The 17565-nt window shown below is 69.5% G+C and carries 16 protein-coding genes; 15 read left to right on the top strand and 1 reads right to left on the bottom strand.

The genetic code is table 11. From position 1 onward, the window contains the following. Window positions 1-655 precede the first annotated feature (655 nt). The 7 genes from AB4Z00_RS07045 (at window position 656) to AB4Z00_RS07075 (ending at window position 8317) form a co-directional block, all read left to right on the top strand. Window positions 656-2032, top strand: a complete 1377-nt coding sequence (locus AB4Z00_RS07045) for a hypothetical protein (protein WP_442045444.1) — start codon at window positions 656-658, stop codon at window positions 2030-2032. Window positions 2033-2646: 614 nt separating this feature from the next. Further along, window positions 2647-4143 carry a hypothetical protein gene (locus AB4Z00_RS07050; protein WP_442045445.1) on the top strand — a complete coding sequence of 499 codons (1497 nt, stop codon included), beginning with the start codon at window positions 2647-2649 and terminating at the stop codon, window positions 4141-4143. A 123-nt stretch (window positions 4144-4266) separates the two neighbouring features. Further along, window positions 4267-5637, top strand: coding sequence for an EAL domain-containing protein (locus AB4Z00_RS07055; protein ID WP_442045446.1), 1371 nt, complete (start codon window positions 4267-4269; stop codon window positions 5635-5637). A gap of 40 nt (window positions 5638-5677) precedes the next feature. Then, the gene (locus AB4Z00_RS07060; protein ID WP_134093291.1) at window positions 5678-5914 is read left to right on the top strand and encodes a hypothetical protein; all 237 of its coding nucleotides are present in this window, start codon (window positions 5678-5680) and stop codon (window positions 5912-5914) included. Window positions 5915-5964: 50 nt separating this feature from the next. Next, window positions 5965-6654 carry a helix-turn-helix domain-containing protein gene (locus AB4Z00_RS07065; protein WP_165921469.1) on the top strand — a complete coding sequence of 230 codons (690 nt, stop codon included), beginning with the start codon at window positions 5965-5967 and terminating at the stop codon, window positions 6652-6654. 167 nt (window positions 6655-6821) lie between these two features. After that, entirely contained in the window at window positions 6822-7214 is a 393-nt protein-coding gene (locus AB4Z00_RS07070; RefSeq protein ID WP_132267811.1) for a response regulator, read from the top strand. Then, entirely contained in the window at window positions 7211-8317 is a 1107-nt protein-coding gene (locus AB4Z00_RS07075) for a sensor histidine kinase (protein WP_442045447.1), read from the top strand. Before AB4Z00_RS07070 ends, AB4Z00_RS07075 begins: the two co-directional genes overlap by 4 nt. Here AB4Z00_RS07075 and AB4Z00_RS07080 read toward each other — a convergent pair. Continuing rightward, entirely contained in the window at window positions 8297-9631 is a 1335-nt protein-coding gene (locus AB4Z00_RS07080) for a hypothetical protein (protein ID WP_243840878.1), read from the bottom strand. The genes AB4Z00_RS07075 and AB4Z00_RS07080 overlap by 21 nt on opposite strands. A 633-nt stretch (window positions 9632-10264) precedes the next feature. Between AB4Z00_RS07080 and cpaB the strand changes: the two genes are divergently transcribed. The 8 genes from cpaB to AB4Z00_RS07120 are packed head-to-tail and all read left to right on the top strand — an operon-like array spanning window position 10265 to window position 17564. Further along, window positions 10265-11221, top strand: a complete 957-nt coding sequence (gene cpaB / locus AB4Z00_RS07085) for a Flp pilus assembly protein CpaB (protein ID WP_442045448.1) — start codon at window positions 10265-10267, stop codon at window positions 11219-11221. Then, entirely contained in the window at window positions 11218-12273 is a 1056-nt protein-coding gene (locus AB4Z00_RS07090; protein ID WP_442045449.1) for a type II and III secretion system protein family protein, read from the top strand. Before cpaB ends, AB4Z00_RS07090 begins: the two co-directional genes overlap by 4 nt. After that, on the top strand, window positions 12219-12428 hold the full coding sequence (locus AB4Z00_RS07095; RefSeq protein WP_442045450.1) for a hypothetical protein: 210 nt from the start codon (window positions 12219-12221) through the stop codon (window positions 12426-12428). Before AB4Z00_RS07090 ends, AB4Z00_RS07095 begins: the two co-directional genes overlap by 55 nt. A 1-nt stretch (window position 12429) precedes the next feature. After that, a complete protein-coding gene (locus AB4Z00_RS07100) occupies window positions 12430-13593 on the top strand; it encodes an AAA family ATPase (RefSeq protein WP_132267819.1) in 1164 nt (387 codons plus the stop codon). Continuing rightward, complete coding sequence (locus AB4Z00_RS07105) at window positions 13590-14975, top strand: CpaF family protein (RefSeq protein ID WP_134093288.1); 1386 nt, start codon at window positions 13590-13592, stop codon at window positions 14973-14975. Before AB4Z00_RS07100 ends, AB4Z00_RS07105 begins: the two co-directional genes overlap by 4 nt. Beyond that, complete coding sequence (locus AB4Z00_RS07110; protein ID WP_134093287.1) at window positions 14969-15871, top strand: type II secretion system F family protein; 903 nt, start codon at window positions 14969-14971, stop codon at window positions 15869-15871. The genes AB4Z00_RS07105 and AB4Z00_RS07110 overlap by 7 nt, the downstream gene beginning before the upstream one ends. Window positions 15872-15888: 17 nt before the next feature. Continuing rightward, on the top strand, window positions 15889-16764 hold the full coding sequence (locus AB4Z00_RS07115; RefSeq protein WP_442045451.1) for a type II secretion system F family protein: 876 nt from the start codon (window positions 15889-15891) through the stop codon (window positions 16762-16764). Beyond that, a complete protein-coding gene (locus AB4Z00_RS07120) occupies window positions 16764-17564 on the top strand; it encodes a tetratricopeptide repeat protein (protein WP_442045478.1) in 801 nt (266 codons plus the stop codon). The genes AB4Z00_RS07115 and AB4Z00_RS07120 overlap by 1 nt, the downstream gene beginning before the upstream one ends. The last annotated feature ends 1 nt before the right edge of the window (window position 17565 follow it).

The raw sequence follows: 17565 nt of genomic DNA on the forward strand, positions 1-17565 counted from the left end.
CTCCGAACTGTGCCTAGGCTCCGACGCAGTGGGCATTTTCATGGAGGTTAACACGATGCCGCGTCAACAATCGCGCCGATCCGCCAGGCACCTTCTGCTTTGTGCGACGGCTATCCCGCTTCTTCTCCTGGGCGCCTGTGCCGATGGCGTCGGCTTCCGCGTCGGCGCGGGTGGCGGTGGCTCGCCCTCGGGCCCAAGCGGTCCAACCGGACCCACAGGCCCGACCAGCCCCACAGGCCCGACTGGCCCATCCGGCCCCAGCGGCCCTTCCGATCCCAGTGGCCCCACAGGCCCTACCAATCCGAGCGGCCCTACCGGTCCGACGGATCCGAGCGGCCCGACGGGTCCGGCCGGTCCGACCGGTCCCACAGGACCCACCGGGCCAACCGACCCCAGCGGCCCCACCGGTCCCGCTGGCCCCACCGGTCCCGACGGCCCTAGCGGTCCGACTGGACCAACCGGCCCCACCGGCCCCACCAGCCCGACTGGTCCAGCAGGCCCCACCGGCCCGGCAGGTCCGACCGGTCCAACTGGTCCTACCGGCCCCGCAGGCCCGACGGGACCGACCGGCCCGACTGGTCCCACCGGACCCACGAGCCCGACCGGGCCCACGGATCCCAGCGGCAGCACCAGCTTCACCGGACCGATTGCGGGCGTGAACGTCGGCGGTGGCAGCCTGCTCGGCCAGAGCGGTTCGAGCACGCTGATCGACGTCAATGTCGCGCCGGATACCGCCGCCACCAGCAGCACCGGCCTGGCCGTCGACTTGCTCACTGGAGACGGAAAGGCCGTGCAGGTAACGCTGCCGACCACCGCGGCGCAGACCCAGCAGGCGCTCGCGCCGGTCGGTGCGTTGGCCGGGGCCCTGCTCGGCGATCAGGCCGGAACCACGGTGACGCAGCTCACCAACGGACTGGCGCCGACGGTGGCCACGCTGACCTCCACGGTGGACGGCGTCGCCTCGCCGCTGCTCGATACCGTGAACGGCGTGCTCTCGCCCGTGCTGGGTGAGACCGGATTGCTGGCCCCTGTCACCGGCCAGGTCGGCGGTCTCGTCGAGGGACTGACCGGCTCGCTGGGCGGTGCGGGCGGCCCGGCACGGACATATGACGGTCCGCTGCTGGGTGTGGACCTAGGCAACACGGCTCTGACCGGGGCGAGCACCGGCGACACTCTGGTGGGCCTCAACGTCCTCGCCGAAGGGGCGGGCCAGACCACGGGGCAGCTCGTGACGGCCAGCGTGCTGTCCAATGGCAACATCGCGGAACTGGGCCTGCCGACTACGGCGGAAGGCGTGGCTGCCGGACTTGCACCTGTCGGCAACCTGGCCGGTGCCCTGCTGGGCGAGCAGGCCGGCGGCGCGGTCGACCAGTTGACCAGCGGCCTTGCGCCAGTGGTGGCGCCGGTGACGGCCGTCGTGGACAGCGTGACATCGCCTCTGCTGGGCACCGTCAACAGCGCACTTGGCGGCGTTGTCGGCGGTGTGACGGGAGGCGTGACCGGAGGATTGGGATCGGGTGACGGCGGCGCGGCAGCGGTGCTGGCCCCTGTCACCGGCGCGGTCGACTCGCTGGTCGGCGGCCTGGCGGGCGGCGCGACGGGCGGAGCCGGGGGCGTTTTGGCGCCGGTCACCGGACTTGTCGAAGGCGTCGTCGGCGGCTTGACGGGCAGCGGAACGGGGGCAGGCGCTGTCCTCGCGCCCGTGACAGGCGCGGTCGATACGTTGCTGAGCGGCACGAACCAGGGCGGCGCCCTGGCCCCGGTAACAGGCGCCGTCACGGGCGTGGTGCAAGGCGTGGTCGGCGGCCTGACCGGCGGCACGGCCGAAAGCACGGCGCCGCTCGCTCCCGTCACGGGTGCGGTCAACGCGCTGGTGGGCGGTGTCACCGGTGCGGCAACGGGTGCCGGCACCGGAGCCGGGACCGGGACCGRGACCGGGACCGGGGCGTCCAATGGTCTGGGCTCCGCACTCGCACCGGTCACCGGTCTCGTAGGCTCGCTGCTCGGGGGGCTTGGCGCCCGCACGAACTGATCGTCATGCGTGCCCGGCGCCCCACAACCCCATGGCCGGGCACGCGAACGACCCCCGCCTTCTGACCGAAGGGGGGTGGGGGAGAAGAGGCAGTCCCGGCGACGGGGCTGCCTCTTCGATTCTGGCCGCCCAAGCCGCCGCCCAAGCCGCCGCCCAAGCTGCCGCCCAAGCCGCCGCCCAAGCYGCCGCCCAAGCCGCCGCCCAAGCCGCCGCCCAAGCCGCCGCCCAAGCCGCCGCCCAAGCCGCCGCTCGATCCCCGCTACGGCCGCCGCTGCAAACCGTGATCAGGCCTATCGGGGGCTATCGAAACGTAACGAAAATGAACCGGACTGAGTGCTTAACCATAGGGCAACTTCCGCGGCCCGGTTTCCTCCCTCTCCCTTCCAAAGCCGCCGATTTTCCCTCGGTTTGCGCGGATTTCCGGTGCTTTGCGTGTTTGCGCAGGCCTCTTCCGCGAATTTTCCGGCTTGTTCCCGAACGACTTTCCGTTCTGCCGGCCCGCCCGGATGCGGTCAGGTCCGAGGCGGCTGCTTCTGGGCGCGGTGCTTCGGCGGGGCCGACCTATCATCTCTTCAACAGGCCGATCGCGGCTGAGATCACGTTGGAGAAGACCCATGCCGACCCGTCATTACCCCTCGTTCAAGCGACACGCCCTCCTGGGCACGGCCACGATCCCGCTGCTGCTGGTAGCGGCCTGCACGAGCGGAATGGACTTCCAGGCCGGCACCCCTTCCGGGCCGACCAGCCCCAGCACGCCCAGCGGTCCCAGCACGCCTTCCGGCCCGAGCACCCCCTCCGGCCCGACGGGGCCGACCGACCCCAGCGGTCCCACCGGCCCGACCGGTCCCACGGGTCCGACCGATCCCAGCGGCTCGACCACCAGCTTCACCGGCCCGGCCGCCGGTGTGTCGGTGGGCGGCACCGATCTGCTCGGCCAGAGCGGATCGGGCACCCTGGTCAATGTGAACGTGAATCCGGACAAGGCGACCACCGACACGAGCGGCGTGACCGTCGATGTCCTCACCGGCGACGGCAAAGTGGTGCAGGTCACGCTTCCCACCACCGCGGACGATACCAAGCAGGCGCTCGCCCCGGTGGGCACGCTGGCCGGCGCCTTGCTGGGCGACCAGGTGGGCGGCACGGTGACGCAAGTGACCGACGGTCTCGCGCCAACGGTGGCCACGGTCACTTCGGCGGTGAGCAGCGTCACTTCCCCGCTACTCGACACGGTCAATGGCGTGCTCGCGCCGATCGCCGGTGAGAACGGCGTGCTGGCGCCCGTCACCGGGCAGCTCGGCGGGCTGGTCGACGGCGTTACCGGCAGCCTGGCCGGTGCAGGGGGGGGCGATGGCTCTGGCCCGGCACGGACATTCGACGGCCCGCTGCTCGGCGTCGACCTCGGCAACAATCCCGTCACCGGGCCGAGCAACGGCGATACCCTGGTGGGCCTGAACGTCCTGGCCGAAAATCCCGGCCTGACCACCGGCCAGCTGGTGACGGCCAATGTGCTCTCCGACGGCAAGGTGGTCGACGTGGCGCTGCCGACGACGACCGAGGGCGTGGCCGCCGGGCTGGCGCCGGTCGGCAACCTGGCCGGCGCCCTGCTGGGCGAGCAGGTCGGCGGACTGGTGGACCAGGTGACGGGCGGTGTCTCGCCGGTCGTCGCGCCGGTCACGGCCACGGTCGCCACGGTGACCGCGCCGGTCCTCGATACGGTGAATGGCGCGCTCGGCGGTACGCTGGGGCAAGTGACGGGCGGCCTTGGCGCCGGCACGGGCGCCGGATCGGTGCTGGCGCCGGTCACGGGTCTTGTCGAAGGCGTGGTCGGCAGTCTCGGCAATGCCGGAGCAGGCGGAAGCGGTTCGCCGCTGGCGCCGGTGACCGGTCTTGTCGAAGGCATCGTCGGCGGCCTGGCGCCGGGATCGACGGGCAGCGGTGCGGCAGGTTCGGTGCTGGCGCCGGTGACGGGCGCGGTGTCCTCGCTGGTCGGCGGGCTGACCGGCGGCCTTGGTGGCGGCCTCACGGGGGGCGCCTCGGGCAGCGCTTCCGGTGGGGCATCGGCAGGCGGCGCGCTGCTCGGCGGCCTGCTTGGCGGCGCGTCGGGTAGCTGACCCGATCCGGCCCCCGGCGCGGGATCTCCCCCACCCGCGCCGGCTGGGCCCAACCGCTCTCCCCCTCCCGGCGGTCCTTTTCCCCCGGCCGCCTTTCCCTCTCGAAGCTCTTGGACCCGACCGATGATCGACCTCGCCAGGATCAGCCCGCCCAACCGCTGCTGCAACACCCTGCTTGTCGCACGTCTCGACAATGCCGAGGCCATTGCCGCGATCCACGGCGAGGATGGACTCCGCGCCGCGATGGCGCACCTGGCCGGCGCGATCGAGCGGAACCTCAACCCGGTCCGCTTCCACAAGGCCGAGCGGGACCGGATGACGCTGCTGGCCCATGCGGCGATGCTCGAACCGGACTTCGTCTGCGCCCAGATCGAGGCGCTTGGCATGCAGCTTTGCCTGGACCCCCTGGTCCATGGCGCGGGCCGCATCCTGCTCTCGGTCTCGATCGGCCATAGCGACCCGGTGCCCGGCGTCCTGGGCGAAGACCTCTCGGCAGCGCTCGCCGCGGCCTGCGCCCGGCTGGAGCGACTGGCCGCGCCCGGCCATACGGCCAGCCTTCACCTGGCGAACGAGGCCAGTGCCCAGATGCTCGCCCGCTACCGTGACGACATGGCGCGGGCCGAGCGGCTGCTCGGCCAGATCGCGCGGGGCGAAACTTTCTTCGCGTGGCGGCCGATCTTCGATCCGCGCCATCCGGACCGCCTGTTCCAGCACGAGGCGCTGCTGCGCTATGCCGGGGAGCGGGGCGAGCAGTTCGACTGCACCGCTGCCTATGCGGCGCTGGAGCGGTTGGGCATGGCTCACCTGCTGGATCGCAATCTGGTGCTCCGGGTGCTGGACGCCCTCGAAGCCGATCCGCACGCGCATTTGTCCATCGCGATCTCGCCGCAGAGCCTCTCCTTCGACCTTGGCGGCGCGGATGCGGCCTGGACCGACGTTCTGGCGCGGCTGGAGCGCCGGCCCGAGCTGGCGGAGCGGCTCGTGCTCGAATTCCACGAATCCGCAGCCTGCCGGTTCTGGCCGGGGACGCTGACTTTTCTCAACACCCTGCGCGAGCTGGGGGTGGGCCTGGGGCTATACGGATTCGGTTCGGGCCATGCTTCGGTGCGGCAACTTGCCGTGCTGCGGCCTGACCAGGTCAAGCTGGACAGCGCCTTTCTGCGCACCGCCTTCCTTTCGGAGCGCAACCGCGCGCGCGTCGGCCGGCTGGCGCTGGAAGCGCGCACGCTGTGCCGCACCGTGATCCTCACCGGGGCCGAAACCCCGGCGCAGATCCGGCTGGCAGCGGAGGAGGGCGCGGAATGGATTGCCGGTGCGCGGCTCGGCCGCGTCGGCACACGGCGGGTGTGGTCGGCGCCGGATCGGGCGGCTCAGGACCGGATCCCGCGGGCACGAACGGTCAGCGCCCCTTCCGCCCTCGAAACCGCCGCGCCCGAACCTGCCTGTTTCAGGCCGCTGTCCTGGCCGCTCGCGGCACAGAGCCCCGTTTTCTGATCACTCATAATCAAACGAAAAGACTGGAAAGGAAGCCGAGATGACGAACGACAAAGTCCAGCACGCCCGCGAACTCCTGCGCATCGCGCTGGACATGCTCGACGAATGCGAAGCGCGCGTGAGCGGTGCTCTCGTGGCCGGCGCGCTCGATGCGCTGGGCGGTTCGCATGCGGAGTCGCTGGATGATTTGCCGGCCGGCGCCCCGCCGATCGAGGCCATGGCCCTGGCGATCCAGCGCGGCCGTCCCGCCTACTCCAGCATCCGCAGCTGCGCATGACCCGGCCCCTCTATTCCGATCAAGGAGAGCATGCCGATGAAGGAGGCCCGATGAACTGGGGCAACCAGAGCCTGCCCGCCCGTTTCGAGCGCGATGCGCGGTCGAACCTGCCGCGCTTCAGTCTCCTGCTCGATGCGCAGGTACGGGCCGACGGGCAGGAGGCGGACGTGGTGGTGCACAACCTCTCGCAGGGCGGCCTGCTGGTCGAAAGCGACGTCGAGCTGACGGTCGACGATGTGATCGAGATCGACCTGTCGGAGCACGAACGCGTGCGCGCGCGGGTGATGTGGCACAGCGAGAGCTTCTACGGCTGCCGTTTCGAGACGCCGATCTCCGCGGCGGTGCTGGGCGCGGCCCGGCTGCGCGCGGCGCCGCTCGCGGCCGAGGAAGCGGAAGAGGAGGACGCTGCCGATGCCGCGTCCGATACCGATGACGATGCGCAGGAATCGCTGGCCCGGCGCCTGCGGCGGCTGCGCAAGCAAAACGGCTTCAGCCAGGGCGAACTGGCCGAGCGGATCGGCGTCAGCAAGCCGACGGTCTGGGCCTGGGAGCACGGTCGCGCCCGTCCGCAGGATGCCCGCTTGAAGGGAATAGCCGAAGCGCTGGGCACCACGGTCGACGAACTGGACGGCCTGCCGCGCACCGATAACCTGGCCTTTCTCATGGCCCAATATCGCGATCAGATCGCGACCCACTTCAATGTCGCACCGGCGAAAGTGAAAATCGTAATCGAGTTCTGAATTCGATTGCAGGCATTTTTTTAAGCCGTTCGAACGGCTTGACGTGAAAGTTCGTGCATCCCGCTTTCATTTATTGATAATGTCCCGCGCTTATAGGAGTAACGATGTCCAGTGGCGATCCACCAGTGGCTGCTGGTGGCGGACGTCACACGGAGGAACGGGATCGGATGCGGGACGACCAGGCCAGGGTACTTGTTCTCGATGATTTTTCGGCCATCGTCGAAGAGTTGCTGACCCTGATGTCGCTTCACGGCATTCCCGGCGTCGGTGCCGCCAATCTCACCGAGGCCGTGGACATGCTGGAGCGCCATCCCGCCGTCAGCGTGGTCGCCTGCGACTTGCGGCTGGACCGCGAATCGGGGCTCGACATCGTATCCCGCGTCCGCAAGCACCCGAAGCTGGGCGCGCGGGAATTCGAATATGTCTTCATCACCGGAGACCAGATGCGCGAGGATCTGGTGGCCGGCACGTCGCATTACACGTTCCTGACCAAGCCGGTGCAGCCGCAGGCGCTGATCGGCACGATCCGCAAGATGCTGGCCAACGGTGTCGGTGCGTGACGGGGACCGGCGATGATGCGGCCGCGGCGAGCGGCCTGATAGAGGCTTTGCGCGAGCATGTCGGCCTGCGGGTCGTCAGCGACCTGCGCCTGGATGCGGCCGCGAAGACGATCCTGTTCCGCCGCGAGAATGCCGGGGAGGGCGAGCAGCCCGAGGCCCTGGCGATCCATTCCGAGGATGTCCTGCACCTTGCCGCGCTGAGCGGCCGCTCGGACGTGACGACCGACCTTCGCACCGGCCCGCGCAGCACTTTGACCGTGATCCTGCGCGGCAACCTGGGCGGCATGCATTGGGCCAGCGCGGTGTTCTTGAACGCGCCCGAGCCGCGCGTGTCCCACGAGGAAATGGGGCACGAGGCCATGGCCGAGCGCGCCCGCATGGCGGATCTGGGCGAAAGGGCGCTGACCCTGGCCCATGAACTGCGCCAGCCCCTCTTCACGATCTCGATGGCGAACGAGAGCCTGCGCCTCATGCTGGACCGGCCGGACACCACGCGCTCGCGTCTTCAGACCAGCGCCTCGCGCATTGCCGAGCAGGTCCTGCGCGCCCAGGTCATCATCAAGCGCACGCTGGGTCAGGCCGCGGACGAAAAGATCGTCGCCCGCCACACCGACGTGATGGAAGCGGCCGCCAGCGCGGTGGAGTTCCTGGAAGCGCTGTTCGAGCGGGCGGAGATCGCCGTCGAGCTGGAACCCACGGGCCTTTCCGCCTGTGTCGCGTTGGGGCGGGTGGAGCTGGAGCAGGTCTTCGTCAACGTCCTGCGCAACGCCGCCGACAGCATCCAGTCGCGCCGCGCGGCAGGCTGGGACGGGGAGGGGCGGATCGCCATCGCCCTGGAAGGCAAGCCCGGCCAGATGCGCTGCGTGGTGACCGACAATGGCGCGGGCCTTTCCGCCGATCTCGAACGGCTGGCCTTCGAACCGTTCTTCACCACCAAAGCGCAGGACGGCACCGGGCTGGGCCTGCACATCTGCCGGCAAATCATGGAAAAGGCCAAGGGCGGCATCCGGCTGGTGTCCAATCAGGGCGTGGGTGCCCGGGTGGAAATCTGCCTGCCTTCCGCGTCGGGCAGGCCGGCAACCTCAGATGTCGTCGCGGCCTAGGCGGATCACGAAACGCGTGGGCTGACTGGATCGCAGCATCGAGCGGAAGTCCCCGCCCGCCTCGATCGCGACCTGTTCGACCAGCCAGAGCGTGGCATGGTCCAGCTTGCAGCCGGGGGCAGGCGCCTCGTTCTCGTCGATGCACTGGACCGTCACCACGACGTGAACCGGCGTCATGGCGGCGCGCAGCAGGACTTTGCCCTTTCGCTTCTCGCTGCCCGGCCCGATGAAGCTGCCGAAGGCACTGAGCAGCGCGGCCACCGCCATCATCTCCAGCGCGCCGTGATGTTCGGGCAGGAGATGGTCCAGGGCATTGCCGTCCAGTTCCACCGAGACGCCATGGTGCCTCACGTTGGACTTGGTGGCGGCCACGGCCCGCTCCAGCGCGCTGCGCACGCTGAGCGCGCTGCGCTCCTTGTCGCCATCGCGGCCGAACCACCGGAACAGGCTGAGGATGAAGGCCGCGGCCTCGGTATGCGTGGAAATGCGGGCGACCCGGTCCAGCAATTGCTTGCGGCTCTCTTCGCCGATGTCGAGCTGCTCGACGATATAGCGCATGTTGCCGTTGGCCATGGAGATCACGTTCAGCGGCTGCGCCAGGTCGTGCAGCATGCCCGCGGTTACGCGCCCGAGCAGCAGGTCGCGGGTGACGGGCACCAGGCCGTCCTCGCCCCAGGCCAGCAGCCGGGCGTCGACCATGGCGAGGTGCCGCGCGAGGCCGGCACCCAGGAACGCGGCGCTCAGCGATCCGGTGAAGACCGCAACGGTCGCCGGCAGGCCGGGGGCGATCAGCGTGGCGCAGAAACTGGCCATGGCGACCAGCAGTGCCAGCACCCAGGTCCAGCGCGGCGCGCGCAGCAGCACGGTGACGAGGCTGCGCGGGAAGAACCCGGCCGCGGCGACCATGCCCAGGGTGGTCCAGTAGGCGGGCGCGATCCGGGCTTCGGGAATGAGGTAGAAGCCCGCGCTGAGGGCGGCGGTGACCAGCGCGGCCTTGATCGTCTTGTGCAGGACGAAGAGAGCGCCCGCTGCCGCCGAACCGATCACGCCGGCGGCGGGGGCATGGCTGGAAACGAGTCCGAGGCAAAGCGCGCAGAGCGCGATGGCGCCGGGATAGAAACGCGTGCCGTCTTCCCAGGCGCGCAGCCGCATGGCCAGTTGCGGTGCGAAGCCTGCGCCGCGGGAGGCGCTCTTGCCCCCCGGCAGGCCATCGTCGTTGGCCCCCGGTGCTCCCGACGACCCGGCCCCGGAAGAATTGGTCCCCGCCGGAGCAGCCGGCGGAAATTCCACGACGTTGTTGTTCGGCACTATCATTGCAGTCTGGCCCCCGAGCCCGGATCGGACGCCCTGCGTCTGCGAGTCCGGACGGATCGATGATTGCCAGCCCGACGGGTTTTCGCAACCGCGAAATAAACCTGATAGAAGGTTTTATGCGGTCGTAAGTAAATAGACTAACAAAGCGCCGTTCAGCTGGATCCGCAAGCCGCTTTCAGAATGTTAATCCGGCGATAATCTTCGCAAATGTCGGCGGAAGCCGAAGAGAAGCGCCAGACGAGAATGCGCAAAGCAGGCGATCCATTCTGTTCTGCTCTTGCCTTATGCTTTCCCTGCTAACGCATAACCGGCTTTTGCGTGGATCGGAAAGAACCGATCCGAACATGTTTGGCGATAGTCTTGGCATACCCCTAAATGGCCAAAGATCAGGATTGATGCCTGATTTGGACGAAATGAGCAAAGGTATACTTTCCGGGGCTTTAACGCTTGAGAAAGACTCCCGCTGATTGCGGTCGTATCGGCTATTTCTCCATCTCGGATCATATTCGAGAGCCGCTATCATTCATACGCAAGACGGCGATTTCAGCCGTCGAATGATTGAAAATCTCCAATTCGGATCTTCGGGGCAGTCGATCCGATTTGCGTAGACGCAAGGGACCAGGGGGAATGGGCATGCGGCTCGGTTCGAAGGCGAAGCTGACAATCGGCGTCGGGCTGGTTGCGGCCTGCTGCTTTGCCTTTCTGGGAGTTCGCGAACTGGGACGGGCTGCCAGGCCCGTGGCCGATGCCGCCGCCCGCATCCCGCTGGGCAAGTCGGAGCCTTCCTACACCGTGCTTGCCGCCACCACGCGCGACATCAAGGTGGGCGAAACCATCACCGCCGACATGATCCGCAATGCCCGGTCCGATCCCGCACGCTTCCCCACCGCCGTGACCCCGGCCGAGATCGTCGGCAAAGTGGCCACGCAGGACATTCCCGCCAACGCGCTGATCCCCCGCACGGCGGTGGGACAGGAAACGAAGCTGGCGATCCGCGTGCCGATGGGAATGCGCGCGATCAGCATCGACACGACGGCGGAAATCGCCGTGGCGGGTCTGGTCCGGCCGGGAGACCGGGTGGACGTGCAAGTCGTATATCCCGGCGAAGACGCCCTCAGCGGCGCGCGGGCCAGCGGCGTCAGCCGCGCGCGCACGCTGCTGCAGATGGTTCCGGTTCTGGCCGTGGGCGAGGCGGTGGTCGGCACCCAGCCTGCAACTGGCGTGACGGGCACGGTCGCGGCCGAGCCGCCGCCCGCCCGCACGGTGACGCTGGCCCTTTCGCCCGAGCAGGTTTCGCAGCTCTCGCTGGCCAAGAGCACGGGCGCGCTCACGCTTTCGCTGCGCAACCCGGGCGACAGCGTCGAAGTGGCGGTTTCGCAAGTGGCCTCCGCGCCGCTGCCGCGCCCGGCCATGCCCTATCCGGTGCCGGCGCCCGCTTATGCGGCCCCCCGCCCCGCCCCTGCGCCCCGCCCCACGCCCGCAGCGCGCCCTGCGCCGAGGCCGAGTAGCCAGTCCGGCGGCGCGCAGGCCATCGAACTCGTCGTCGGCGGCAATCGCCAGGTCATCTATTCCGGGAGTGCATCGCAGTGAAAGCCCTGATCGCCTCCTGCGTCCTGGCCGGAACCGGCCTTGCCGGCGCCTCCCTGGCCGCTCCCGCCCATGCCCAGGCGCGGGGCGAGGAGCAGCAGGAACTCCTGCAAGTGGACGACCAGCGCACCCTGTCCTTCCCCAAGGCGATCGGCCGGGTGGAAGTGAGCCGCGAGAACGTGATCGGCGTCTCGGCCCCGACCGCGCAGTCGATCCGCATCAAGGCGCTGGCGGTGGGCGATGCCGTGCTGACCGTCTTCGCGCAGGACGGCACCGTCATGGGCGAACGCAACGTCCGCATCGGCGGCGCGGGCTTTACCGGCCAGGCCGCGGGCTACCGCCCCGGTGAGAAAGTCGTGGCGGTGGACGTGCAGTTCGCGGCCGTCTCCAGCTCCACGCTCAAGGCGCTGGGCTTCAGCTTCGCCAAGCTGGCCGGAGACCTTCAGGGCGCCGTGATCTCGCCCAGCGGGGTCAACAGCTACAGCAACGATCGGACCGGCCTGTCGATCGACGCTTCGGTGCCGATCCAGAGCGCCTTCAACCTCTTCCTCTCGGCCCGCAACCACGGGATCGGCGCCGTGCTGAGCGCGCTCTCGTCCAACGGGCTGTCCCAGCTCCTGGCGCAGCCCACCCTGCTGGTGCGTTCCGGCGAGCAGGCCAGCTTCCTGGCCGGCGGCGAATTCCCGGTGCCGGTGCCGCAGAACAGCGGCGGCAACGGCAATACCCTGTCGATCGAGTACAAGGAATTCGGCGTGCGCCTGACGGTGACGCCTTATGTCCTGTCCTCCGACCACATCGTGCTGAAACTGGCGCCCGAAGTGAGCGAACTGGACTACAGCAACGGCGTGCAGCTTCAGGGCTACGTGGTGCCCGGCATCCGCCGCCGCTCCGCGGAAACCACCGTGGAACTGGGCAGCGGCCAGAGCTTCGTGATCGCCGGCTCAACTATACCAACAGCGCGATCACCAAGGACAAAGTGCCGTTCCTGGGCGACCTGCCGGTGCTGGGCGCCTTCTTCAAGCGCCAGCAGACCCAGAAGGAACGGCAGGAGCTGATCATCGTGGCGACGCCGCGACTAGTCGAGCCCGGCACTGCGCCGGTGGCGCTGCCCTCGGCGCCCGGCAACCCCGATCCCAGCCTCGGCCAGATGATCGTCGGCAACGACGGCGTCGAGCAGTCCGTGAAAACCTTCGGCGTCGTGAGGCCCTGACATGCCCAAGATCCACCTCCTCTCCGTAGACCGCACGCTGGCCCAACGCCTGACGGACGCCATGGGCGAGCATGTCGCCGTCGAAATGGTGCAATCGCTGGAGCACAGCGATCTCGATGGCCCCGGCATCGTCGTGATCGACCATGCCTCGGTTCCGGCGGAGCGCTCGCTCTCGTCCTCGATCGGCGAAGTGGCGCAGATGGCGCCGGGCCGCGCGGTGGTGGTCGCCACCGAGGACATGTATGCCGGGCAAGTGCTGCAGGCGATCCGCGCCGGCGCGGCGGACGTGCTGCCGCGCGCGGCGGCGGGCGCGGAAATATCCGAAATCCTGACGCGGGTGATGAACACCGCGCTCACCACGCAGGGCCGGCTGGGCCGCCTGACCATCGTGCTCGGCAACGACCGCGAGGCGCTGCCGATGCTGGCGACCGACATGGCGCTGGCCTGCAGCCTGGCCCAGATGCCGACGCTGCTGGTGGACTTCACCTTGCCCACCAGCACGGCCGAGGCCTATCTCGACCTCAAGGTGGACTACGGCGTGGCCTCTGCCGTCGCCGATCTCGACCGCATGGACACCAGCCTGCTTTCGGACGCCCTGGCGCGGCACGAGGCCAGCGGCCTGTCCCTGCTGACGTTCGACGGCGGCACCGGCGCGGAGCCGGCCGGTGTCGGCCCCAACGACGTGGTCGGCCTGATCCAGCTGCTGCGTGCCAACTTCGCGCAAGTGGTGGTTTCGGCCGGCAGCCTGCGCCATGGCGGCCTGCTGCGCGAACTGGCCTCCCAGGCGCAGGCCATCGAGATCGTCTGCAGCCAGTCGATCCGCGAACTCGAAGCCTGCCGCCGCCTGCTCGACAAGATCGCGCTCGACACTGCCAGCGGCAATCGCATGCGCCTGCTGGTCTGGGACTACGATCCGCGCATCCTGCTCGACGGCCGGCGCATGGCCGACGTGTTGGGCGTGGAGGCCGTGATGGGCGTGCCGACGGACCGCGTGCGCACCGCCAATGCCCTCAATGCCGGCCGCCCGCTGATCTACGACCGGGAGAGCGGCGCTTATGGCCAGGCCGTGCGCCGCGCCTGCAACATCGCCGCTCCGACGAAGTCCGGCGGCAGCATCGACCGCATGCGCCGGGCCATCCTGCGCTCCGTGGAGCGCAGCGCATGAGCCTCCTGACCACCGAGGAACTGCAGGAGGGCCTGGCCGCGGGTCGCCGCAAGTCCGCGGTGGCGCAGCCTTCGGCCCAGCGCATGAGCGACAGCTACCAGGCGGTCAAGGCGATCACCTGCCAGCAGGTCATAGAACAGCTGGAGACCCAGGGGATCACCGCGGAATCGCTGGACCAGCGCACGCTCCGCCACGAGATCGAACAAGTCATCAACAGCCGCAGCCGCCGCGGCCAGCTTGCCCTCAACAGTGCCGAGCGCCTGCTGCTGATCGAGGACGTGGAGGACGAAGTGGTCGGCCTCGGCCCGCTGGCACCGCTGCTGCGCGACGGCTCGATAGACGACATCATCGTCAACGGCGCTCACGCCATCTACGCCGAGCGCGGCGGCCTGCTGCAGCGCGTGGAAACGCGTTTCCGCGACGATGCCCATCTCATGAACATCATCCAGCGCATCGTCGGCCCCATCGGCCGCCGCGTGGACGAGGCGACGCCCTTCTGCGACGCCCGCCTCGCGGACGGATCGCGCGTCAACATCGTCATCCCGCCGATCGCGCTCGACGGCCCGCTGGTCTCGATCCGCAAGTTCCGCCTCCAGGCCCTGACCCTGGACGACTGCGTCGCTGGCGGCGTGATGAGCGGCCCGATGGCGACTTATCTCGCCGCTGCCGTGCGCTCGCGGCTCAACGTCCTGATCTGCGGGGGCACCGGGGCGGGCAAGTCCACCCTGCTCAACGTGCTGTCGGGCTGCATCAGCAACCACGAACGCCTCGTCACCATCGAGGACGCGGCCGAGCTGCAACTCTGCCAGGACCACGTCGTGCGGCTGGAAACCCGCCCGCCCAGCGTGGACGGCAGCCGTGAGGTGAGCGCGCGAGACCTCGTGCGCAACGCCCTGCGCATGCGGCCGGACCGGATCATCCTGGGCGAAGTGCGCGGCGTGGAGGCGGTGGAGATGCTCCAGGCCATGTCCACCGGCCACGACGGGTCGATGGCGACGCTTCAYGGCAATTCCCCGCGCGATGCGCTGTCGCGGCTGGAAATGCTGCTCGGCTTCGCGGGGCAGCAGAACGACGTGCGCGCGGTGCGGCGTTTCGTGGCCAACAGCATCCATGTGATCGTCAACATCCAGCGCCTGGCCAGCGGCATGCGCCGCGTCACCTCGATCAGCGAAGTGACCGGCACCGAAGGCGACGCCTTCACCCTGAACGAGCTTTTCCGCTTCGAGGAGCAGCCGCCGATGTCAGGGGAGGGCACGTTCCAGACGCTCTCGCCGCGGCCTTATCATGCGGCGCGCCTCAAGGACTATCCGATGCCCGGGCTGGCGCAAGGCTCCACGGGTTCGGGCCTTGCCAGCGGCCGGGGAGCCTCGACCGCATGGTGAAGGGCGCCGCCTATCTGATCTTGGCCCTGCTGATCCTGGGCGGCGTGCTCTTCGCCCTCCTGGGCGAGCGGGCGCGCAGCCTGGCGGCCATCGACCGGCGGCTGGCCGGGCTGACCACGCCCGGCTCCGCGCCGGTGCGCTCCTCGGTGGCGATTTCGGTGCCGGAACGCATCGCGCCGCTGCTGGCGCAGGCCCAGCTGGAGATCACGGTGCAGACCGTGCGGCTGCTGGCGCTGGTCGGCCTGGGCCTGGTCTTCCTGGTGCTGGTGCTGGCCGGTCCGGCTTTCGCGCTGGGGGTGCTGCTCGGGCTGCCGATGGCGGCGCTGTCCTGGCTGCGCGGCCGCGCCCGCAAGCGCGTGGACGCCCTGACCGAGGCCCTGCCGCTCTATCTCGACGGCGTGCGCCAGCTCCAGGCCGTGGGCAACTCGCTCTCGCAGGCGCTGGCCCGCGCGCTGGCGGATGCCTCTCCGGTGGTGCGCTCCTTCTTCGACACGGCCGCGCGGCGGCTGGAAATGGGCGCGCCCGTGGCCGAGACGATGCAGCAGTTGGCTGACCGCATCCAGGTTCCCGAAGTGTCGATGATCGCCGCCGCCATTCGCACCAACTTGCGCTACGGCGGCTCGATCGGCGCGGTCTTCACCAACCTGGCGCACATCCTGCGCGAGCGCCTGCGCATCCGCCGCGAACTTGTCGCCGCCACGTCGGAGGCCAAAGTCAGCTCGCGCGTGCTGATCGCCATGCCGCTCCTGGCCATGATCGGCCTCGTGCTGATGAACCCGGCCTATCTCGACTTCTTCATCTCGGATTCGCGCGGACGGTCGCTTTCCTTCCTGGCGATCGGCCTCGAAGTGGCAGGCATCCTCATCATCCGCCGCATGCTGAGGCTTGAGTTCTGATGCCGGCGCTCGGCCCCATGCTCCTCTTCGCCCTGGCGGCGGGCAGCCTCGTGCTGGTGGTTTTCGGCGTGCGGATGCTCGATGCCGACGCCCGCCTGCGCCAGCGCATAGACGGGCAGTCCGGCCGCGCCGGCGGCGCCTCCACTGCGGCCCGCTTCCCGCTGCCCCGCGTGTTCGTGGTGCGCGGGCGGGACCGCGAGGAAGTGGAGCAGAAGCTGCGCAAGGCCGGCTATTTCGAGCCCGGCGCGCTGGAGGCCTTCGCCTGGCTGCGCCTGGCCGCGACGGCCGCCGTGGCGCTCGCCTCGATGCTCACCTGCCTGGCCACCAGCGGCAATCCGCTGCGCCCCCTGTTCCCCACGCTGGCCTTGTCCGGCCTGACCTACATCGGCGCCAAGTACGCCCTGCGCATGCGTGCGGCGTCGCGCGAGCGTATTCTCACCGCCGAGTTTCCCTTCCTGCTCGATCTCATGCTGATGATGTTGGAGAGCGGCGTCTCGCTGGACCAGTGCTTCCGCGCCATCGCCCGCGAAGAGCGCGTCGCCGTGCCGAATCACGCGCGGCTGGTGGCTATGCTGGTCGAGGATCTGGACCGGGGGCAGGACTACCAGCTCGCGTTCGACCGCTGGGCCGCCCGCGTGGCCGTGACCGGCGCGCGCGAACTGGCCACGGTGTTCCGGCAGTCCCTGTTCCAGGGCATGGAGCTGGTCCCGGCGCTGCGCGAATTCATCCGCGAGTTCTCCCAGCGCCGCGTCGCCCGCGCCCGCGAGGCGATCGGCACGATCACCGTGCGCATGGTGATCCTGATGCTCGTGTTCTTCATGCCGGCGCTGTTCATCGTTCTCGCAGGCCCGCCGGTGGCCGCCATTCTCGACACTTTGGGGAGCGTCAAGTGATGATCCGTTGCCGCCTCTTTCCCGTGGCCCCGGCCGCGCTTGCGCTCGCCGCCGCGGTCCTGTCCCCCGTTCCCGCCCTGCTTTCCCCCCCGCTGGCGGGCCGCGCCTTCGCCGCCGAAGCCCTTGGCGCGGAAGCGTCCGGCTCGACCCGCCAGCTCTACCTCGTGCTGATCCAGCAGGCCCGCAAGGACGGCCGCCAGCGCGCCGCGCTCGCGTTCCTCGATGATTTCGACCGGCAATATCCCGGTGATCGGGAATCGCGCATCCTGCGGATCAATTGCCTGCTTGACCTCGGCCAGAACGACCAGGCGCAGACCGCCCTGGCGCAGATCGCCGCTTCGGACCACAGCGCCGAGGCCGAGGCCGTGCGCGGCCATGTCCTGGCCGCGCAAGGGCGCTGGCCGGCGGCGGCGGAGCAATATCGCACCGCGCTGCGCGTCAGCCCGGCCGATCCGCTGGCGAGCAATGCCCTCGGCTACGCGCTTCTGCGCGGCGGAGAGGCGGGGCAGGCGGTGGAAGCGCTCAAGGCCGCACGGGACTTGGCGCCGGGCAACGAAGTGGTGCGCAACAATCTCGCGCTGGCGCTGACCGTCGCCGGGCGCCGGGCCGAAGCCGAGGCGCTGCTCGCCACCGTCCGCGATGCCGCCGCCCGGTCCACGCTGCGCGCGCAGATCGCGGAACAGGCCGCGCTTCTGCTCACCTCGGCTTCACCCTCCGCAATCCCGGCGGCCCCGGTCGCAGCGCCTGCCATCGCAGCGACCCCGGTCGCAGCGCCCACCATCGCGGCGCGGGAGAACTGAC

It is taken from the genome of Novosphingobium sp. YAF33 (assembly GCF_052113265.1).
GTDB lineage: Bacteria > Pseudomonadota > Alphaproteobacteria > Sphingomonadales > Sphingomonadaceae > Novosphingobium.

Coding starts and splice junctions, on each gene's coding strand:
- AB4Z00_RS07050 (WP_442045445.1), top strand. CDS start 2,647: ATGCCGACCCGTCATTACCCCTCGTTCAAGCGACACGCCCTCCTGGGC.
- AB4Z00_RS07055 (WP_442045446.1), top strand. CDS start 4,267: ATGATCGACCTCGCCAGGATCAGCCCGCCCAACCGCTGCTGCAACACC.
- AB4Z00_RS07060 (WP_134093291.1), top strand. CDS start 5,678: ATGACGAACGACAAAGTCCAGCACGCCCGCGAACTCCTGCGCATCGCG.
- AB4Z00_RS07065 (WP_165921469.1), top strand. CDS start 5,965: ATGAACTGGGGCAACCAGAGCCTGCCCGCCCGTTTCGAGCGCGATGCG.
- AB4Z00_RS07070 (WP_132267811.1), top strand. CDS start 6,822: ATGCGGGACGACCAGGCCAGGGTACTTGTTCTCGATGATTTTTCGGCC.
- AB4Z00_RS07080 (WP_243840878.1), bottom strand. CDS start 9,631: ATGATAGTGCCGAACAACAACGTCGTGGAATTTCCGCCGGCTGCTCCG.
- cpaB (WP_442045448.1), top strand. CDS start 10,265: ATGCGGCTCGGTTCGAAGGCGAAGCTGACAATCGGCGTCGGGCTGGTT.
- AB4Z00_RS07100 (WP_132267819.1), top strand. CDS start 12,430: ATGCCCAAGATCCACCTCCTCTCCGTAGACCGCACGCTGGCCCAACGC.
- AB4Z00_RS07110 (WP_134093287.1), top strand. CDS start 14,969: ATGGTGAAGGGCGCCGCCTATCTGATCTTGGCCCTGCTGATCCTGGGC.
- AB4Z00_RS07115 (WP_442045451.1), top strand. CDS start 15,889: ATGCTCCTCTTCGCCCTGGCGGCGGGCAGCCTCGTGCTGGTGGTTTTC.
- AB4Z00_RS07120 (WP_442045478.1), top strand. CDS start 16,764: ATGATCCGTTGCCGCCTCTTTCCCGTGGCCCCGGCCGCGCTTGCGCTC.